Origin of the sequence: Massilia sp. IC2-278, assembly GCF_020708045.1 — a bacterium.
Lineage (GTDB): Bacteria > Pseudomonadota > Gammaproteobacteria > Burkholderiales > Burkholderiaceae_D > Telluria.
On record NZ_JAJFES010000003.1, the window covers coordinates 401,660 to 419,294 of the forward strand.

Below are 17,635 nucleotides of genomic sequence, written 5' to 3' on the forward strand. Positions count from 1 at the left end.
GCATGCGCCCCCCACCCTTGAAGACCGATTACAGGCCTTTGTTCACGCGTGCCAGCACGGTCTCGCGGCCGAACAGTTCCAGCACCGCGTCGATGGCCGGCGTCTGCAGCTGGCCGGTCACGAGCAGGCGCAGCGGCATGGCGATCTGCGGCATCTTCATGCCATGCGCAGCCAGCACTTCCTTCAGCATCGCGGCCAGGGCCGCCTTGTTCCACTCCACCGTCTGGCAACGCTCGACAAACGTCGCCAGCGCCGGACGCACGGCATCGGTCAGGTGCTGGGTCAGCAGGGCCGCATCCGGCTGCGGCTGGCGGTAGAACAGCATCGCCGCGTCCGCCAGCTCATTGATCGTGTTCGCGCGTTCCTTCAGCAGGGCCAGCACGGTCGGCAGCGCCGGCGCGCCGTCGAACGCGGCGCCTTGCGCTTCCATCTTCGGACGCGCGAGATTGGCCAGGCGTTCGTTGTCGGCCAGCTTGATGTAGTGGTTGTTCAGCCAGGCCAGCTTTTCGGGGTTGAACTGGGCCGCCGAGGCGGTCAGGTGTTCCAGGTTGAACCACTCGGTGAACTGTTCCATCGAGAAGATCTCGTCGTCGCCGTGGCTCCAGCCCAGGCGCGCCAGGTAGTTCAGCATCGCTTCCGGCAGGAAGCCCTGCTCCGGGTATTGCATCACGCTCACGGCGCCGTGGCGCTTCGACAGCTTCTGGCCGTCCGGACCGAGGATCATCGGCAGGTGGCCGTACTCCGGCAGCTCGGCGCCGAGTGCGCGCAGGATATTGATCTGGCGCGGGGTGTTGTTCACGTGGTCGTCGCCGCGCAACACGTGGGTGATCTTCATATCCCAGTCGTCGACCGAGACGCAGAAGTTATAGGTCGGGGTGCCGTCGGGACGCGCGATGATCAGGTCGTCGAGCTCCTTGTTGGCGATGGTGATCGGGCCCTTGACGACGTCGTTCCACGTCACTTCGCCGTCGAGCGGATTCTTGAAGCGCACCACCGGCTTCACGCCTTCCGGTACGGCGGGCAGGGTCTTGCCCGGTTCCGGACGCCAGGTGCCGTCGTAGCGCGGCTTTTCGCCAGCGGCGCGCATGCGCTCGCGCATCGCTTCGACTTCGTCCGGCGAGCAATAGCACAGGTAGGCGGTGCCGGCTTCCAGCATGCCCTTTACTACCTCGCGGTAGCGGTCCATGCGCTGCATCTGGTAGAACGGGCCTTCGTCGTGCGACAGGCCCAGCCATTGCATGCCGTCCAGGATGGCCTGCACCGCTTCCGGCGTCGAGCGTTCGAGGTCGGTGTCCTCGATGCGCAGGATGAAAGTGCCGCCGAAGTGGCGGGCATAGGCCCAGGAATACAGCGCGGTGCGCGCGCCGCCGAGGTGGAGATAGCCGGTCGGGCTGGGTGCGAAGCGTGTACGGACAGGGGTGCGGACGGTCATGGCGAAAAGCGAAATGGTAAAGCGGCTATTTTACCCCGCCACCGGCGGCGCGCGGCACCGGCCGTCGCGGGCGCGCCACCTTTGCCGCATGCGCCCGGCGCTGGCCCGCGGGTGGCCCGCCCTCCTTTGCGCTACCCGCGCGTCATGCATCGCGCCGTTCGTCGCGCTGCGCATCGATGTACGCCGCCAGCGCGCGCACCGTCGGGTAATCGTAGAGCAGCTCGGCGCCCACCCTCACCCCGCTGGCCGCCTCGATCTCGAGGGCCAGCGGCACCGAGGCCAGCGAATCGATGCCGAGGTCGCCGAACGAGGCGTCGATGCCGACCTCGATGTGCGGCTGGCGGCGCAGCGTCCCGGTCGACAGATGCACCCCGCTCCCATCGAACGGTTCGGCCGCGCTCTCGCGCAGCCATTTCAGCAGGCACGCGCGCACCAGTTCGACCGAGGACGCCGATGCGGGTGCGGGCTGGATGAACGGCGCGGACGCAGATGCGGACGCACGTAGGGACGCCAACGCGGCTCCCTGCCCAGCAGGATCGACAGCAACAGCAACAGCAACAGCAGCAGCAGCAGCGGGGACAGCGGCAGTGGCGGCGACAGCGGTCGCCCGCCCCGCCTCGGGCGCCTCGCGGCCCAGCAGCGGATCGAGCGCATATGCCGCGCCGGGCAGCGTCTGCTCGACGTCGCCGATCGCCAGCGCATAAGCCTGCACGCGCGCCAGCAGTGCCGCCGCGGACGGGCAGGCACCGGCGGCCGGCCGCTCGGCCGCAATCGCGTCGCGCAGGGCGTCAAGCCTGCGCGCCGCCCAGGCCGCCGCCTCGCCGCGGGCGGCCGCGGCCAGCAGGGTCCAGGCCGCGAACTCGCCGTTGCGCCAGTCCTGCCACTGGCCCTGGCCGGCCGCCGGCAGGCGCGCCAGGCTGTCGGCCAGGGCCGGCGCGCCGAACAGCCCGGCGATGATGCGCGCCAGCGGATTGCCGGGCGTGCGCACCAGCGCGCCCAGGTGGGCATACAGCGCTTCGCTCGGCCCTTCGAGAATACGCAGCACGCGCGCATCGCGCAGCAGGCGCGCGGCGATGTTGTTTTCCAGGTAGCCGCGTCCGCCGAGCAGCTGCATCAGGCTGTCGGCGGCGCTCCACAGCAGTTCGGACAAGACGCACTTGCAGGCGCTGCAGGCATCCTGGAGCGCCGCATTGCCCGCCGTCGCCCCGCCGTCCGCACCGTCCGCCGCGTCCACCGCGTGCGCCAGCGCCTGCACCAGCGCCCCGGCGGCGCCGATCGCGCAATCGAGTTCGTGCAGGCGCAAGGCGGTGACCGGGTTGTCGAGCAGCCGCCCGCCGGCGACGTCGCGCCGCGCCGCATAGCGCGCCATCAGCTGGACGCAGCGCTGCATCGCGCCCACGCACAGGGCGCCGATGCCGAGCCGGGCAAAGGCCATGGCGTCCTGCGCCACCTCCATGCCGGCGCCGGGCACTCCCAGCACCTGCTCGTCGGGCACGAACACGTCGTCGAAGCGCAGCGCGTTCTGCACCATGGCGCGCATGCCCATGGTCAGCGCTTCCGGTCCCTGCACCAGCCCCGGCGCGTCCTCCGGCACCAGCAGCGCCACCGTGCCGAGCGCCCTGCCGGCCGGATCGAAGGCGCGCGCGAACACGCTCAGCACGCCGGACCAGGCAGCCAGGCCGATCAGGTGCTTGTCGCCGCTCAGGCGCCAGCCGCCGTCCACGCGCAGGGCGCGGGCCCCGATCGCGCGCGGATTGGAGCCGGCCTGCGGCTCGCTCATGGCGAACGCGGCCAGCTGGCGGCCGGCGGCCAGGGCCGGCAGCCAGCGGCTGCGCAGCGGCGCACCGGCAGAGCGCAGCAGCGGACGCAGGCCGAGGCCATTGTGCACGCCGACCACGGTCGCCAGGGTCAGGTCGATGGCGGCCAGCTGGGCCATCACCCGCACCAGGTCGGTGCTGGCCAGCGCCTGGCCGCCGGCGTCCAATGGCGCCTGCAGGCCGAACAGGCCATGGTTGCCGAGGTCGAGCAGCAGGTGCGGCGCCATGGCGCGGCGCTCGTCGTCGAGCGCCGAATTGATGCGCCGCGCCGCGTACCGGCGCAGCCAGGCGATGATCGTGTCGGCGCGCGCCGCGCTGCCTGTCTCGCGGATGTCCCCGTCCTGCGGGATGGCCTGCGCGCGCGGCTGCACGGGCGCCAGGGCGCCGGCCGCCAATAAAGCCTTGCAGCGCGCGCGCTGGACCTTGCCGCTGGTCGTGCGCGGAAAGGCGCCCGGCGCCACGAACGCCAGCGTATGCAGCCCGATGCCCAGCCCGGCCGTCACCGCGCTGCGGATGCGCCGGCCCAACGCTTCGACGTCGCCGCTGCGCGCCAGCGCGCGGCTGGCCTCGACCACCACCGCCAGGCGTTCGCCGGTGCCGTCGTCGATGCCAAAGGCGGCGCAGCAGTTCGGCGCCGCCATCCCGGCCGCGCGCTCGACCAGCTCCTCGATGTCCTGGGCATACAGGTTGCGGCCGTTGACGATGATGAGATCCTTGCGCCTTCCGGTGACGAACAGTTCGCCTTCGTGCAGGAAGCCGAGGTCGCCGCTGGGCAGCACGGCGCCGGGCGCTGCCTGCGCTGCCGCCACGGTCACGTGCCCATGGTAGCCGCGCGACACGCCCGGCCCGCCGATCCGGATTTCGCCCACCAGGCCGGCGCCAACCGCGGCTCCGCTGTCGGGATCGGCGATCGCCACCGTCACGCCCGGCGCCAGCGGGCCGCAGCTGACCACGGCCCGCCCCATCGCGTCGCCCGGCGCCGCCGCGCGCACCTGGCCGCGTTCGAGCGCGGCGGCGTCCAGCGCCAGGATGCGCGGCCCGCGCCCGAGCGGCCCGCCGGCCACCAGCAGCGTCGCCTCGGCCATGCCGTAGCAGGGAAACAGCGCGCCGCGGCGCAGGCCGCAGGGTCCGAACGCCGCCATGAAGCGCTCCAGCGTTGCCGCGCGCACCGGTTCGGCGCCGTTGTACAGCACCTCCAGGCACGAGAGGTCGAGCCGCGCCGCGGCCTCGGGCGCGATGCGACGCACGCACAGGTCCCAGGCGAAGTTCGGGGCGCCGCTGCAGGTGGCGCGGTAGCGCGTCACCGTTTCCAGCCACAGCGCGGGGCGGCGCAGGAAGGCGCCGGGCGACATCAGCACCGAGCGGAAGCCCAGCGCCAGCGGCGCGGCGATGCTGCCGACCAGGCCCATGTCGTGGAAGGGCGGCAGCCAGCTGACCATCACCGTCCGCGGCCCGAATCCGAAGGCCTGGCCGATGGCGGCGACGTTGGCGGCCAGGTTCGCATGCGTGATCTCCACGCCCTTCGGCTGCGCCGTCGAGCCCGAGGTATATTGGAGAAAGGCGAGCGCGCCGGCGTCCGGCAGCGCCGGCTGCGCCGCATCGGCGGCGGCATCCACTACAGAAATCCCTGCATCCCCCACGTCCACGCACAGCAGCGGTGCCGTGCAGCCGGCGCGCGCCAGCGCCACGCGCGTGGCTTCCTCGGTATCGGGCGCGCCGAGCACGATGGCTGGCGCGGCGTCGGCCAGCAGGGCCGCCAGCCGTTCGGCGTCGCGCCGGCGGTGCGCGGGCGCGGCCGGCACCGCCACCACGCCGGCCGCCAGGCAGGCGAAAAAGGCGACCACGAAACCGCAGCCCGGCGGATACAGCAGCAGCGCACGCGCGCCCGGCGCCACCCGGCGCGCCAGCAGCGCGGCCAGGGCGGCCACGCGCGCGGCCAGCTGGCGGTAGGAGACATCGGCGGCTTCGCCGTTCTCGTGCAGGAAGGTATAGGCGACGCGCTCGGGCGTGCGCGCCGCGTGCTGTGCAAGACGATGGAGCAGCGTGGCGCCGCCGGGGTCGGCGGCTTCAGCCACGGCTGCGCTCCCGGCGCCAGGGGCCGCGTTCGGGCTCTACGCCGAGCGCGGCGCCGGCGCCGTTGACGGCGGCGCCGACCAGGCGCGCGCCGTGGCGCAGCTGTTCGGCGCCATGCGCGGCCATCACCTGCAGGCGCAGGCGCGCTGCGCCCAGCGGCACGCCGGGGAATTCGACCGCATTCACGTGCACGTTGGCGCGCGCCAGCGTGCGTCCGGCCAGGCGCGCCACCGGTTCGCTGCCGATCCACACCGGCACGATGGCCGACTGCAGGCCGAGGCAGCGCAGGCCGGTTTCCGCCAGCGCGGCGCGCAGGGCGACGGCATTGCGCAGCAGGCCGGCGCGCAAGCCATCGCCTTCGCTGCCCCCGGCGATGCGCAGCGCTTCCAGCACCGTGGCCGCCTGCACCGGCGAGAGCGCGTTCGAGAACAGGTGCGGCCCGGCGAACAGCTGCAGCTGGCGCTTCACGGCGCGCGAGGCGCAGGCGACGAAGCCGCCGTTCGAGGCAAAGGTCTTGGAAAAGGCGCCCATCACGATGTCGATCTTGCCCAGCATGCCCTGCTCGCTGATGCTGCCGCCCCCACCCGGCCCCAGCGCGCCCAGGTCGTGCGCCACGTCGACCAGCAGCGTGGCGCCGTATTCGCGGCACAAGTGCTGCATCAGCGGCAGGTCGGGCACGTCGCTGTCCATGCTGAACAGGCCTTCGGTGACGACCAGGATGCCGTTGTCCGGGTCGCGCGAGCGGATCGCCGCCAGCAGTTCGCGCACGTGGCCGGTGTCGAGGTGGCGGTGCAGCGCGACGTTGCGCGTGGCCGCGCTGGCGCCCTGGCGCAGCGAGGCATGGGCCAGGGCGTCGACCACCACGTAGTCGCGCGGCCCGACCAGCGCCGTGATCAGGCCGAAGGCGGCGCCCCAGCCGGTCGGGAACAGGGTCACGTGCTCGCAGCGCAGCAGCGCGCCCAGGGCCTGTTCGAGCGCGAGCGAGGCGCTGCTGTTGCCGAGCAGGACGGCCGAGCCGGCGCTGTGCGGGCCGGACTCCAGCAGGGCGCGGCGCGCCGCCTTGCGCACCGCCGGATGCGAGGCCAGCGACAGGTAATCCTGGGAGGCGAAGTTGACGCCGGGCGCCGCCTCGGCAGGGGCGGCGGCGCCTTCCTCGCGCACCCGCGCCGCGGGGCCGGGGGCGCCGTCCACTGCGCGCGCATACTGCCAGAGGCCGTGCGCGGCGCGCAGCGCGCACCAGGCGTCGAGCGCCTCGGTGCGGCGGATCAGGTCGGGGCCACGCGGCTGCGCGAACTGGGCCACGTTGCCGCGCAGGGCGCCGCAGGCGGTCAGCCCGGCGATGTCGGCGGCCCGCCCGAAGTCAAGCGTTTCTTCATGCACGATGTGCTCCTGGAAGGTGATTGGAAGAGTCGGGGGAAGATCAGGCCAGGGCCGGCACGGCGGCCGGGCTGCCATGCAGGCCCTGCTGCGCCAGCAGCGCCGCCACCTGCTCGGGCGGCAGCGGGCGCGCGAACAGGTAGCCCTGGGCTTCGTCGCAGCCCATGGCGTCGAGGTCGGCCAGCTGCTCGTTCGTCTCGACCGCTTCGGCGATCACCTTCAGGTCGAGGCTGTGGGCCATGCCGACGATGGCGTCGGCGATCGCGTATGGGCGCGCGCGCGGGTCTTGCCCGAGGCGGCGCACGAACAGGCCATCCATCTTGAGGATGTCCACGGGCAGTTCGGACAGGTAGTTCAGGCTCGAATAGCCGGTGCCGAAGTCGTCGATCGACACCAGCACCCCGGCCGCCCGCAGCGCGCTCATGACGCGCCGGTTGCCATCGAGGTCGTCGATCAGCACGCCCTCGGTGATTTCCAGTTCCAGGCTACCGCGCGCCAGGCCGCTGGCGGCCACGATCTCGAGCACGCGCGCGGCGATGTCGGGGTGGCGCAGCTGGCGCGCCGACAAGTTCACCGCCGTCTTCACGCTTGGGAGGCCGGCGTCGCGCCAGGCGCGGTTCTGGGCGCAGGCGGTGCGCAGCACCCAGTCGCCGATCGGCACGATCATGCCGGTTTCCTCGGCCAGCGGGATGAAGCGGCCCGGGTCGATGCGGCCGTAGACCGGATGCTGCCAGCGCAGCAGCGCCTCGACGCCGACGATGCGGCGCGTGGCCAGGTCCCATTGCGGCTGGTATTCGAGGACCAGCTGGCCGCGCGTGAGGGCGTCGCGCAGGCCGTTCTTCAGGGCCAGGCGTTCGCTCTGCGGCGCGGTGGCGGCGCTCGAATACAGCTGCACGCTGTTCTCGCCCCAGGCGCGGGCGCTGCGCATGGCGATGTCGGCGCGTTTCAGCAGGGCGTCGAGGTCGCAGTCCTCGGCCGGATACAGCGCCACGCCCACCGACAGCGTGATGAAGCATTCGCGTCCGCTGGCCGCCAGCGGCAGGCCGAAGCGGTCGAGGATCTTCTCGGCCACCTGGCGCGCATCCATCTCGGAACCCAGGTCTTCGAGCAGCGCCACGAACTCGTCGCCGCTCCAGCGCGCCACCGTGTCGCAGTCGCGCAGGCAGCCGCGCAGGATGCCGCCGGCCTGCACCAGCAGGGCGTCGCCGGCCTCGTAGCCGAGGGCGTCGTTGACCTCCTTGAACTTGTTGATGTTCAGGAGCAGCAGCGCCACCAGGCGCCGGTTGCGGTCGGCGCGGTCCATGGCGTGGCGCAGGCGGTCGCGCAGCAGTCTCCGGTTCAGCAGGCCGGTGAGCTGGTCGCAGTGCATGCCGTCGAGCATGCGGCCGATGCTGGCGCCGAGGTCGCGCGCGGGGGAGCCATCGGCGCCGGCGCCCTGGCGCACGCCCTCCTCCGCCAGGCCATCCACCCCGTCGAGGTCCTGGCCGTGGCAGACCACCCGGTTGCGCCCGCTCGACTTGGCCAGGTACAGGGCTTCGTCGGCGCGGCCGATGGCCTGGGTGATGGTCTCGCCCATGCGGTACTCGGCCAGGCCGATCGAGACGGTGAGCGCGATCTCGCTCGGGCCGTCGCTACAGCGCAGCCGGTCGATCGCGGCGCGCACGCGCTCGGCCAGCACCCGGGCGTCGACGGCCGGGGTCTCGGGCAGCATCAGCAGGAATTCCTCGCCGCCGTAGCGCCCGAAGCAGTCGCTGCCGCGCACCAGGGCCTGCACGGTCTGGGCAAAGGCGCGCAGCACGGTGTCGCCGGCGCTGTGGCCATAGGTGTCGTTGATGCGCTTGAAGAAATCGATGTCGAGCAGGCACAGGCAGAAGGCGCGGCCGCTACGGTCGCTCCTCTCCTTTTCGCGCTCGATCAGGTTCATCAGGTAGCGGCGGTTGTGCACGCCGGTCAGTTCGTCGCGGATGGCCAGCTCGTTGATGGTGCGCACGGCCTGCTCCAGCTTCACGAAGCCCTGGGTCTTGGTCAGCTCGAACAGCAGGGCAAAGGCCAGCACCACCACGAACAGGCCGAGGTGGCAGACCAGGTAGAGCATGGCCATGTCGCTCACCGCCTGCACCGGCAGCGCGTGGCCGGCGGCGGCCAGCAGGTAGATCAGGGCGGCGGCGGCACAGCTCATCGCCAGCCAGAACAGCGCGCTCCAGACGCCGCCGAGGAAGGTGGCGACCAGCGGGCCGGTGATCAGCCAGCTGGCGGTAGGGGCGCTGATGCCGCCCAGGTTGTAGCTGAGCCAGGTGAAATTGAAGAACAGCGCGCACAGGAACAGTTCGCGCGCGGCGCCGATGCTGCCGGTCACGCGCAGCAGCAGCGGCGAGGCCAGCATGACGGCGCAGCACAGCAGGATCTCGGCGACGGCGCCGTCGAAGCCCAGCAGGTAATAGGCCAGCGCATAGAAGGGGCCGGCGGTGGCGGCCAGCAGCGCCGCGCTGACCACGTTCTCGGCGCGCGTCAGGACCGCCGCTTCCTGCTGCAGGGCGGCGGGGATGAACCAGTGGGTAGCGGCCAGGTAGCGGCCGCTCCAACGCGCGCTGGTAGGGTTCATGGAGGTGGGCGGCGCAGGGCCGACTTGGAGAGTGAGTCCAATCGGCAGTTTATGCAGGAAATTTCCTACCGGATTTATTCTGGCGCAAAGCAGCATCCGTCTGCCCTCACCTGCGGTGCATACGCGACAGGCCACCTTCTGCCCAAGGGAGCGGTGCGCCGCGCCCGTTCTCGCGGTACTAGCCGTCGACCTCGCCCAGCTCCAGCACGCGGGCCAGGCTGGTCTTGTTCTTGACGTTCAGCTTGCGGTACACGCTGCTGAGCTGGTTGCGCACGGTGCTCGGCGACACCAGCAGGCGCCCGGCGATCTCCTTGTATTGCAGGCCCTGGGCCGCCAGCACGGCGCAGCGCCGCTCGGCCGCCGTCAGGCCGTGCGCGCTTTCGCTGCGGCGGGTGACCGACAGGGTCAGCACCGCCCCCTCGAGCCTGGCGCGGACGTGCAGGCGGCGCCCGGCGTACTCCATGCCCGGATGGCTCCTGAGTTCGCCCAACAGGGCCGCCGGCAGGAAGGGCGGCGACCACTGCGGCCATTCTTCCTGCATCAGGGCGATCGCTTCCTCGACCGCGAAATACAGCCTGCCCTGCGGCGAGCTGAGCAGCGTGACCGCGGCATGCAGGTGCAGGCGCGCGGCGTTCAGGCGCGCATTGATCTGGCGCGCCTGAAGCAGGTGCGGCAAGGCCTGGTTGACGATCTGCTCGGCGCTGCCCAGGAAAGCCTGGCGGCGCTGCGCACGCCAGAACGAGATCACCGTCAGCCTGTCCTGCACCAGGCGGTTGGAAACCCAGGTCAGCGAATGCGCTGTCTCGTACTTGCGGCAATACGCCAGCACGTTCGGATCGTCGGTGGTGCGCGCGATGTCGGTGGCGACGCTCTTGCCGCGCTGGCGGAACGAGGCCGCCAGCGCCGGATCGCTGGTCCGGATCGTGCCGTTGACGAGGATCAGCTCTTCGCCCAGCGTGCTTTGCCGGGCGCTGATGCGCTCCGCCGGCATGTTGTGCAGGTGGGCGCCGGTGGGGATCAGGCGCTCGCCGAAAATCCCGAGGTCGCCGATCAGCGCCGATTCAAACGACAGGTCTTGCCGGAAGCGGCGCAACATCTCGCCGCTGCATGCGGCCGCCGCGCTCCCCTGGGCGATGTCGTAGATATCGAGAATCAGCTTGCTTGAATTGTCCATCGTGGCTGGGTATGAGGTCGGAATCCGCAGAACATTATCTCAAGGTCAACATTAATTGTATTCGGGATAATTTTCTACAGCAACTTATGGTTTGTCCATAGGCCAGATGTACTATGGATATTGCATGGATGACATTGAATAATGATCGGGATGAATCACTACTCTTCCCACCATCCATGACCCCGACCCGGCTTTCGGCACGCGCTCTCGCCCCCCTGCTGCTCACCCTCGCCGTCGTGCACGAGGTCAGCATCAAGGGAGCCCAGCAGCCTGAGCCGCAGCCGGCGTCCTGATCCGGAGAACTACGGATGCCCAAGCTGCCCTTCCCTGCCCGCCCTGTGGCTGCGGCCTTCCTCGCCCTGGCCCTGGCCGGCTGTGCGGCGCCCGGCGCACCTGGCCGGGCCGGCACGGCCACTTCGACCGGCGCGCCCGCTGCCGGCTCCCCGGTGCCCGCCGTCTTCACCGTCGGCGGCAACGTCACGCTGAGGCGCGCCGCCGCGGCACGCCACCCGCGCTACCCGGACCTGCCGGCCATCGAGTCGGCCGCCGAGTGGCAAGCCCTGGACAGCCTGGTGCGTACCCTGTTCGTCCGTGCGCGCCAGGGTCTGGTGAAGAACGATGCCGACGCCTTCTGGGCCCAGTACGATGCCGGCCAGCGCCTGGCGGCCTACGCCGTCGACATCACCCTGGCCTCGAATCATGTCTTGCAGGGCATGCGCGACAGTGGCAGCGGCAAGATCGTGTCCACCCTGCCGGCCGAGAGCATGGCCCTGCTGCCGCTCAGCCCGGCGGTCGGCGCCCTGCCCCTGGGCCTGCCGCCCGCCAGCCTCGGCGCGCAGGCGGCGCCGGAACCGGTAACCATCAACAAGCTGCTCGGCATCGCACCGCGCCAGCCGGGGCAGCAGCCGATTACCCAAACCGTCAGCGGCCTGCCTTCGCTGCGCGAACTGCCCGAGGACCAGCCGGTCTCGCTGCCGAACGGCGTGGTCGCCACCCGCAAGGGCGAGCTGCTGGTGCTGGTCAACCCCACGCGCCAGGCGCAGCCGCTGCCGTTGTCGGACATTGGCTATGTCTTGCCGGCCGGCGCCGACGCCACCGTGCAGGACTGGGCCCGCATCGCGCTGGCCATTTCCCAGAACAAGACCAATTATTTCTGGGACAAGGTCGCACGCAGCGGCGGCGCCCAGACCACCTTCCGCTGCGACATGGCCCGTCCCGGCGCCCTGCAATGCACGGACGGCGACCTGAAATGGTTCCGGCCCGACGGCGGCTGGGCCATGACCCAGGCCGACGCCGACGCCACGGCGCACGCCCATGCCCAGCCCGGCAGCGCCTGGCGCCGCGCCATGGACCAGGTGGTGCGCGGCGGCGCCGGCTACGAACCCTTCCACCAGCGCTGCACCAGCAACCTGGGCGCGGGCCAGGCGTACGCCGACCTCGACGAACTGTCGGGCGCCGGGGCCGACTTCGTCACGTTCAGCTGCTGGCGCGCAGACCGCGGCACGGGCGCGGCGCCGCAGTTCTACCTGCTCCATTCCCAGCAATACCGCCTGGCAGAAAACGGCACCCGCCTGCAAACCGAGGCCAGCCTGCTGGACGATGCGCGCGTGCGCGAGCGCCTGTACCGCTGGCAGCGCGAAAAGGAGTTGATGCAATCGATCAGCGGCCTGGTCCCGGTGGCCGGCCAGCTCGACGCCCTGGCGCGCTGCGCACAGAACCCGGACTTCGCGCCGACCGCCTTCATCGCCGACTACCTGCAGAAGCGCAAGAAAAGCCGCACTGCGCTCGATTTGCAGGCGGCCAGCCTGGTCGGCTACCAAACGCCGACCAACGGCGTCGGCGGCACCATCGCCGATTGCGGCGGCGTGCTGGTGCCGCTGCTCTCCGGCGTCATGAAGGGTCGCAATGCCGCAGGGAACGCCAAGTCCATGCTCGAGAACTGGCCCAGGGTGCGCGCCGCCATCGAGGGCGCCAGGCGCCAGGCCGGCGCCGCCCTCGCCTCGGACGCCATGGCGCTGCAGGCCATCCAATGGGTCGGCAAGGACGGGCTGTTGGTTAGTTTCAAAACCGGAAAAATGCTGGGCTACCTGGATTGGTATGCCGGGGAGGCGCGTGCCGGACGGACGCTCCAGGCCGGCCCTTACCAAACCGTGCTGAGGGAACTCGAGCGCTGAACAGTGCCCCCGGTCGCGGGGGCTTTTTGCCTATCTACTTTTGGCCTTCATTCATGATCAAATTCCTTATCCAGTTGGGCATCGTCGCCGGCTTCGGTTATTACGTAGGAGACTACCTGCGTTTATACGCAGAGCATCATTACGGCTCGCCAGGCGAGATCACGGCGGTCTCCGTCATTCCCTTCCTGGCCTACCACATCGTTGCGCGGATCGCCGGACCGGTTGCCGGACGGCTGGCCGGCCTGTTCATCGCGGCCGGCTTCTATCAATTGGCGATGAGGGGCGTCGACAGCCGTTCCCTGCTCGACTTCAGCCCGGCCGAACTACTGGTCATCGGCGCCGCCATCCTGCTGGCGATTTTCCTGCCAGGCGGCTCGGCGTACAGGAAATTGCGTACCGGCGCCAGCAAGGCAGCCATCGCGCGCGGCGAGGAATGGGCCTGGGAAGGCAGGCGCTTTGCCGTCCACATCGATTTCAAGGCCGCGACCGCAAGGCTGATCGCGCGCGGATCGATGTGTGCCTGGCTGCCGGGCGAGGGCGGCAAGCTGGTTGGGCACCCGGGCAAGCACTTCGACCAGACCATCCCCCTGCATCAGTTCAACCTGGCAGAGATCGATCGGCAGACCAAAACCGAATTCATCCCGAACCGCGCCAGCGGATGGTCGAATGGCGAACTGATCAGCGTGACCCTGCCGGGCGGCACCCACGTGAAGACGCCAAACGGCTTCTCCAACATCACCTTCCAGCACCGCGGCGCGCATGAGGCGTCCTCTAACTATGCCGGCCTGACAGTGGTCACCGGTGGGCCGGAAGGATTCAGGGTGGTGCTGTTCAGGGTCCCGAACCGCGAAACGGCGCGCTTCCAGTCGGCATGGCAGGGCGTGGCCAAGCGCGTCGATGCGGTCTACACGGCCTTCGATACCGGCGTCCGGGAACGCGGGCAGGAATTGCTCGAAGAAGCACGCAGGCGCCGCCAGGCCGAGGCGGCCGAGCAGGAGGCGGCCGACAAGCAGCGCGCTGCCGACCAGCGCAGCCGGGCCCAGGAACGCACGAAGCAGCTATTGCAGGAAGCCGGCATGCAGGGCGATTTCAGCACAGGCACGCATACCGAAGGACGGATCGACTGGTACATCGCTGCCGACCGCAACGGGCGCGGCCTGGTTGCAACAGGCAGCGAAGTCTGGCAAGGCAGTTTCGCGGGCGCGAAAGCGCGCATCCTGTCCGGCCAGGAGCGCGGACTCGACCTCGAACTCCAGGACGGCGCCTACGAACGCGAACACCTCAAGAAACGGCGCATGCGCATCATGCAGAATGCCGGTAACGCGGCGATCCAGGAATGGCATGACCGCGTCGGCATTCTTGCAGCGCAGACGACCGGGTCCTGAAGCACGGCCCGTCAAAACCACCGTTTGAATATGAAACGGCGCCATAAATGGCGCCGTTTATTATTGCTGAGCTTTAATGAATCAGTCGTTCCGCACCACGATGCTCGGGAACTTGCTGCTCATGTCCTTCGCACGTTCCGCTACCTTCACCGCCACCTTGCGCGCGATTTCTTTATAGACCTTGGCAACCGGACCGTCCGGATCGGCCACCACGGTCGGGCGGCCGGAATCGGTCTGCTCGCGGATCGACATGGTCAATGGCAGCGCGCCCAGGAAGTCGACGCCGAAGTCCTTGCACATCTTCTCGCCGCCGCCATGGCCGAAGATCGCTTCGTTGTGGCCGCAGTTCGAGCAGATGTGGGTGCTCATGTTTTCCACGACACCGATGATCGGGATGCCGACCTTCTCGAACATCTTCAGGCCCTTGCGCGCGTCGAGCAGGGCGATGTCCTGCGGCGTGGTGACGATCACGGCGCCGGTGACCGGCACTTTCTGCGACAGGGTCAGCTGGATGTCGCCGGTGCCTGGTGGCATGTCGACAATCAGGTAATCGAGTTCGCGCCAGTTGGTCTGCTCCAGCAATTGCTGCAGCGCCTGCGTGACCATCGGGCCGCGCCAGACCATCGGCTCGTCGGGGTCGATCATGAAGCCGATCGAGGACACCTGCACGCCGTGGTTTTCCAGCGGCTCCATCGACTTGCCGTCCAGGCTTTCCGGACGGCCGTTGATGCCCAGCATCATGGGCTGCGACGGGCCGTAGATGTCGGCGTCCAGCACGCCGACGCTGGCGCCTTCGGCGGCCAGGGCCAGGGCCAGGTTGACGGCGGTGGTCGACTTGCCGACGCCGCCCTTGCCCGATGCCACGGCAATGATGTTCTTCACGTTCGGCATGACCTTCAGGCCGCGCTGCACCGCGTGCGACAGGATCTTGGTCTGCACGCTGACGCTGACGTTGCCGGCGCCCGGGATCGCCTTGACGGCGTTCACCACGGCGGCGCGCAGCGAGGCAACCTGGCTTTTCGCCGGATAGCCGAGTTCGAGGTCGAAGGCGACATCGGCGCCCTCGACCTGGATATTCTTGACCGATTTCGAGGACACGAAGTCTTTGCCCGTATTAGGATCGACCAGCTTTGACAAGGCGGTCTTGACGTCGTCTGCAGTGATGCTCATGTAAATCTCCGGATGTGATGCGCGCAGTGTAGCAAAAAACGGCCTCGCGCCTCGGGTCCCACCCGCAAATCCCGCCAAAACCGGGCAACACCCCGGAATACCCCCTGAGCGTTTGGGGCCATCCGCTGGTAAAATGCTCCCTTTCATCCATTCCTTAGCGTTTCGACCATGACCCGCAAGCTGTTCGTCACTACTGCCCTGCCCTACGCCAACGCCGCCTTCCATATTGGCCACATGATGGAATACATCCAGGCCGACATCTGGGTCCGTTACCAGCGAATGCAGCGCGATGGCGGCCAGCCGCGCCAGGTGCACTTCGTCTGCGCCGACGATACCCACGGCACCCCGATCATGATCGCCGCCGAAAAGGAAGGCATCACCCCGCAGGAATTCGTGGCGAAGATCGCCGCCGGCCGCCCGCAATACCTGGACGGCTTCCATATCGCCTTCGATAACTGGTATTCCACCGATTCGCCGGAAAACGTCGAACTGTCCCAGGGCATCTACCGCAAGCTGCGCGACGCCGGCCTGATCGTCACGAAAACCGTCGACCGTTTCTACGATCCGGTGAAGGGCATGTTCCTGGCCGACCGCAACATCAAAGGCGAATGCCCGACCTGCCACGCCAAGGACCAATATGGCGACAACTGCGAAGTCTGCGGCGCCGCTTACCAGCCGACCGAGCTGATCAACCCGTTCTCGGTGTTCACCGGCTCGACCCCGATCCTGAAGCCGTCGGAACAGTATTTCTTCAAGCTGTCCGACCCGCGCTGCTTCACCTTCCTGAAGGAATGGCTGAACACCCCGGGCCGCCTGCAACCGGAAATGGTGAACAAGGTCTCGGAATGGCTGGGCGAAGCCGGCGAGAAGCTGGCCGATTGGGATATTTCGCGTGACGCGCCCTATTTCGGCATCCCGATTCCCGATGCGCCGGGCAAGTTCTTTTACGTATGGCTGGACGCGCCGGTCGGTTACCTGGCCTCGCTGAAGAATTACTTCGCTCAGCGCGGCCTCGATTTCGACGCCTTCCTGAACGACCCGAATGCCGAGCAGGTTCACTTCATCGGCAAGGACATCGTCTCCTTCCACCTGCTGTTCTGGCCGGCGATGCTGAATTTCTCGGGCCACCCGATCATCGACAAGCTGAAGGTCGCCGTGCACGGCCACCTGACTGTGAACAACGAAAAGATGTCGAAGTCGCGCGGCACCGGCATTTCGCCGCTGCGCTACCTGGAATTGGGCATGAACCCGGAATGGCTGCGCTATTACCTGGCCTTCAAGTTGAATGCCAAGGTCGAAGACCTGGACTTCAACGGCGACGACTTCGTGGCCCGCGTGAACAGCGATTTGATCGGCAAGTACGTGAATATCGCCAGCCGCTGCGCCGGCTTCATCGCCAAGAAGTTCGACGGCAAGCTGGCAAGCGAACTGTCGGATAACGCCAAGGCCTGGATTGCGAAAGCGCTGACCGTGGACGGCGCCGAGCGCCAGGTATCGATCGCCGCTGCCTTCGAAGCACGCGAATACGGCCGCGCCCTGCGCGAGATCATGGAAATCGCCGACGTCACGAACCAGTTCGTCGACGAGAACAAGCCATGGCTGCTGGCCAAGGACGAGACCAAGGTCGCGGAACTCCACGACGTCTGCACCACGGCCCTGATCCTGTTCCGCCAGCTGACCATCATGCTGTCGCCAGTGCTGCCGCAGGTGGCCGCGCGCGTTGCCGAGTTCCTGGGCGACGCCGGCTATACCTGGGCTGACACCGAAGGCGACGCCGTCTACAGCAGCATGCTGGGCCGCAGCATCGGCGCCTACAACCACCTGATGCAGCGCGTCGACGCCAAGATGATCGAGAACCTGTTCGACCGTCCAGCGCCGAACCCGGCATCGGATGCGACGCCGGAACCGGCGGCTGCTGCCGCCGTTGTCGAGGCAGCCCCGGCAGGCAACGATATCGAGGAACTGGCGCCGGAAATCAGCATCGACGATTTCCTGAAGATCGACCTGCGCGTGGCAAAAATCGTCAACTGCGAACACGTGGAAGGCGCCGGCAAGCTGCTGCGCCTGACCCTGGACGTGGGCGAAGGCCGTCACCGCAACGTGTTCTCGGGCATCAAGTCGGCGTATAAGCCGGAAGACCTGATCGGCAAGCTGACCGTGATGGTGGCGAACCTGGCGCCGCGCAAGATGAAGTTCGGCGTCTCGGAAGGCATGGTGCTGTGCGCCTCCGCCGCCGATGAAAAGGCGAACCCGGGCCTGTACCTGCTCGACCCGATGCCGGGCGCGACCCCGGGCATGCGTATTCGCTAATATCCGACAACAAGAGACGGCCCGATCCAAGCTATAACAGGGCCGCTTAGCTACTCCTCGGCCCCTGGAAATCCGCATTCCACGGGCCGAGGCGGCGTTATAATGCCGTGTTTTTATTCAG

9 protein-coding genes are annotated in these 17,635 nt (G+C 68.8%); 3 read left to right on the forward strand and 6 right to left on the reverse strand.

The genetic code is table 11. The features are described from left to right. Positions 1-28 precede the first annotated feature (28 nt). The 5 genes from gltX to LK540_RS09530 all read right to left on the reverse strand — a co-directional run bounded on the left by gltX (position 29) and on the right by LK540_RS09530 (position 10,475). Complete coding sequence (gltX, locus tag LK540_RS09510; protein WP_229437023.1) at positions 29-1,432, reverse strand: glutamate--tRNA ligase; 1,404 nt, start codon at positions 1,430-1,432, stop codon at positions 29-31. A gap of 142 nt (positions 1,433-1,574) precedes the next feature. Continuing rightward, positions 1,575-5,324: an AMP-binding protein gene (locus LK540_RS09515; RefSeq protein ID WP_229437025.1), complete on the reverse strand. Its 3,750-nt coding sequence runs from the start codon at positions 5,322-5,324 to the stop codon at positions 1,575-1,577. Then, positions 5,317-6,702 (reverse strand): aminotransferase class I/II-fold pyridoxal phosphate-dependent enzyme, encoded by a 1,386-nt coding sequence (locus LK540_RS09520; protein ID WP_229437027.1) that lies wholly within the window; start codon positions 6,700-6,702, stop codon positions 5,317-5,319. Before LK540_RS09520 ends, LK540_RS09515 begins: the two co-directional genes overlap by 8 nt. A gap of 40 nt (positions 6,703-6,742) precedes the next feature. Next, complete coding sequence (locus LK540_RS09525) at positions 6,743-9,301, reverse strand: bifunctional diguanylate cyclase/phosphodiesterase (RefSeq protein ID WP_229437029.1); 2,559 nt, start codon at positions 9,299-9,301, stop codon at positions 6,743-6,745. 178 nt (positions 9,302-9,479) lie between these two features. Next, a complete protein-coding gene (locus LK540_RS09530) occupies positions 9,480-10,475 on the reverse strand; it encodes a helix-turn-helix transcriptional regulator (RefSeq protein WP_229437031.1) in 996 nt (331 codons plus the stop codon). 308 nt (positions 10,476-10,783) lie between these two features. Between LK540_RS09530 and LK540_RS09535 the strand changes: the two genes are divergently transcribed. Both LK540_RS09535 and LK540_RS09540 read left to right on the forward strand, forming a co-directional pair. Continuing rightward, complete coding sequence (locus tag LK540_RS09535) at positions 10,784-12,649, forward strand: hypothetical protein (RefSeq protein WP_229437033.1); 1,866 nt, start codon at positions 10,784-10,786, stop codon at positions 12,647-12,649. 53 nt (positions 12,650-12,702) lie between these two features. After that, the gene (locus LK540_RS09540) at positions 12,703-14,034 is read left to right on the forward strand and encodes a hypothetical protein (protein WP_229437035.1); all 1,332 of its coding nucleotides are present in this window, start codon (positions 12,703-12,705) and stop codon (positions 14,032-14,034) included. A gap of 81 nt (positions 14,035-14,115) precedes the next feature. Here the strand turns inward: LK540_RS09540 and apbC are convergent, their stop codons facing one another. After that, positions 14,116-15,204 (reverse strand): iron-sulfur cluster carrier protein ApbC, encoded by a 1,089-nt coding sequence (apbC, locus tag LK540_RS09545; RefSeq protein WP_229437037.1) that lies wholly within the window; start codon positions 15,202-15,204, stop codon positions 14,116-14,118. Between the two features lie 168 nt (positions 15,205-15,372). Here apbC and metG point away from each other — a divergent pair, with 168 nt between their 5' ends. Next, positions 15,373-17,514, forward strand: a complete 2,142-nt coding sequence (metG, locus tag LK540_RS09550; protein ID WP_229437038.1) for a methionine--tRNA ligase — start codon at positions 15,373-15,375, stop codon at positions 17,512-17,514. The last annotated feature ends 121 nt before the right edge of the window (positions 17,515-17,635 follow it).

Coding starts and splice junctions, on each gene's coding strand:
- LK540_RS09530 (WP_229437031.1), bottom strand. CDS start 10,475: ATGGACAATTCAAGCAAGCTGATTCTCGATATCTACGACATCGCCCAG.
- LK540_RS09540 (WP_229437035.1), top strand. CDS start 12,703: ATGATCAAATTCCTTATCCAGTTGGGCATCGTCGCCGGCTTCGGTTAT.
- metG (WP_229437038.1), top strand. CDS start 15,373: ATGACCCGCAAGCTGTTCGTCACTACTGCCCTGCCCTACGCCAACGCC.
- LK540_RS09535 (WP_229437033.1), top strand. CDS start 10,784: ATGCCCAAGCTGCCCTTCCCTGCCCGCCCTGTGGCTGCGGCCTTCCTC.
- LK540_RS09525 (WP_229437029.1), bottom strand. CDS start 9,301: ATGAACCCTACCAGCGCGCGTTGGAGCGGCCGCTACCTGGCCGCTACC.
- apbC (WP_229437037.1), bottom strand. CDS start 15,204: ATGAGCATCACTGCAGACGACGTCAAGACCGCCTTGTCAAAGCTGGTC.
- gltX (WP_229437023.1), bottom strand. CDS start 1,432: ATGACCGTCCGCACCCCTGTCCGTACACGCTTCGCACCCAGCCCGACC.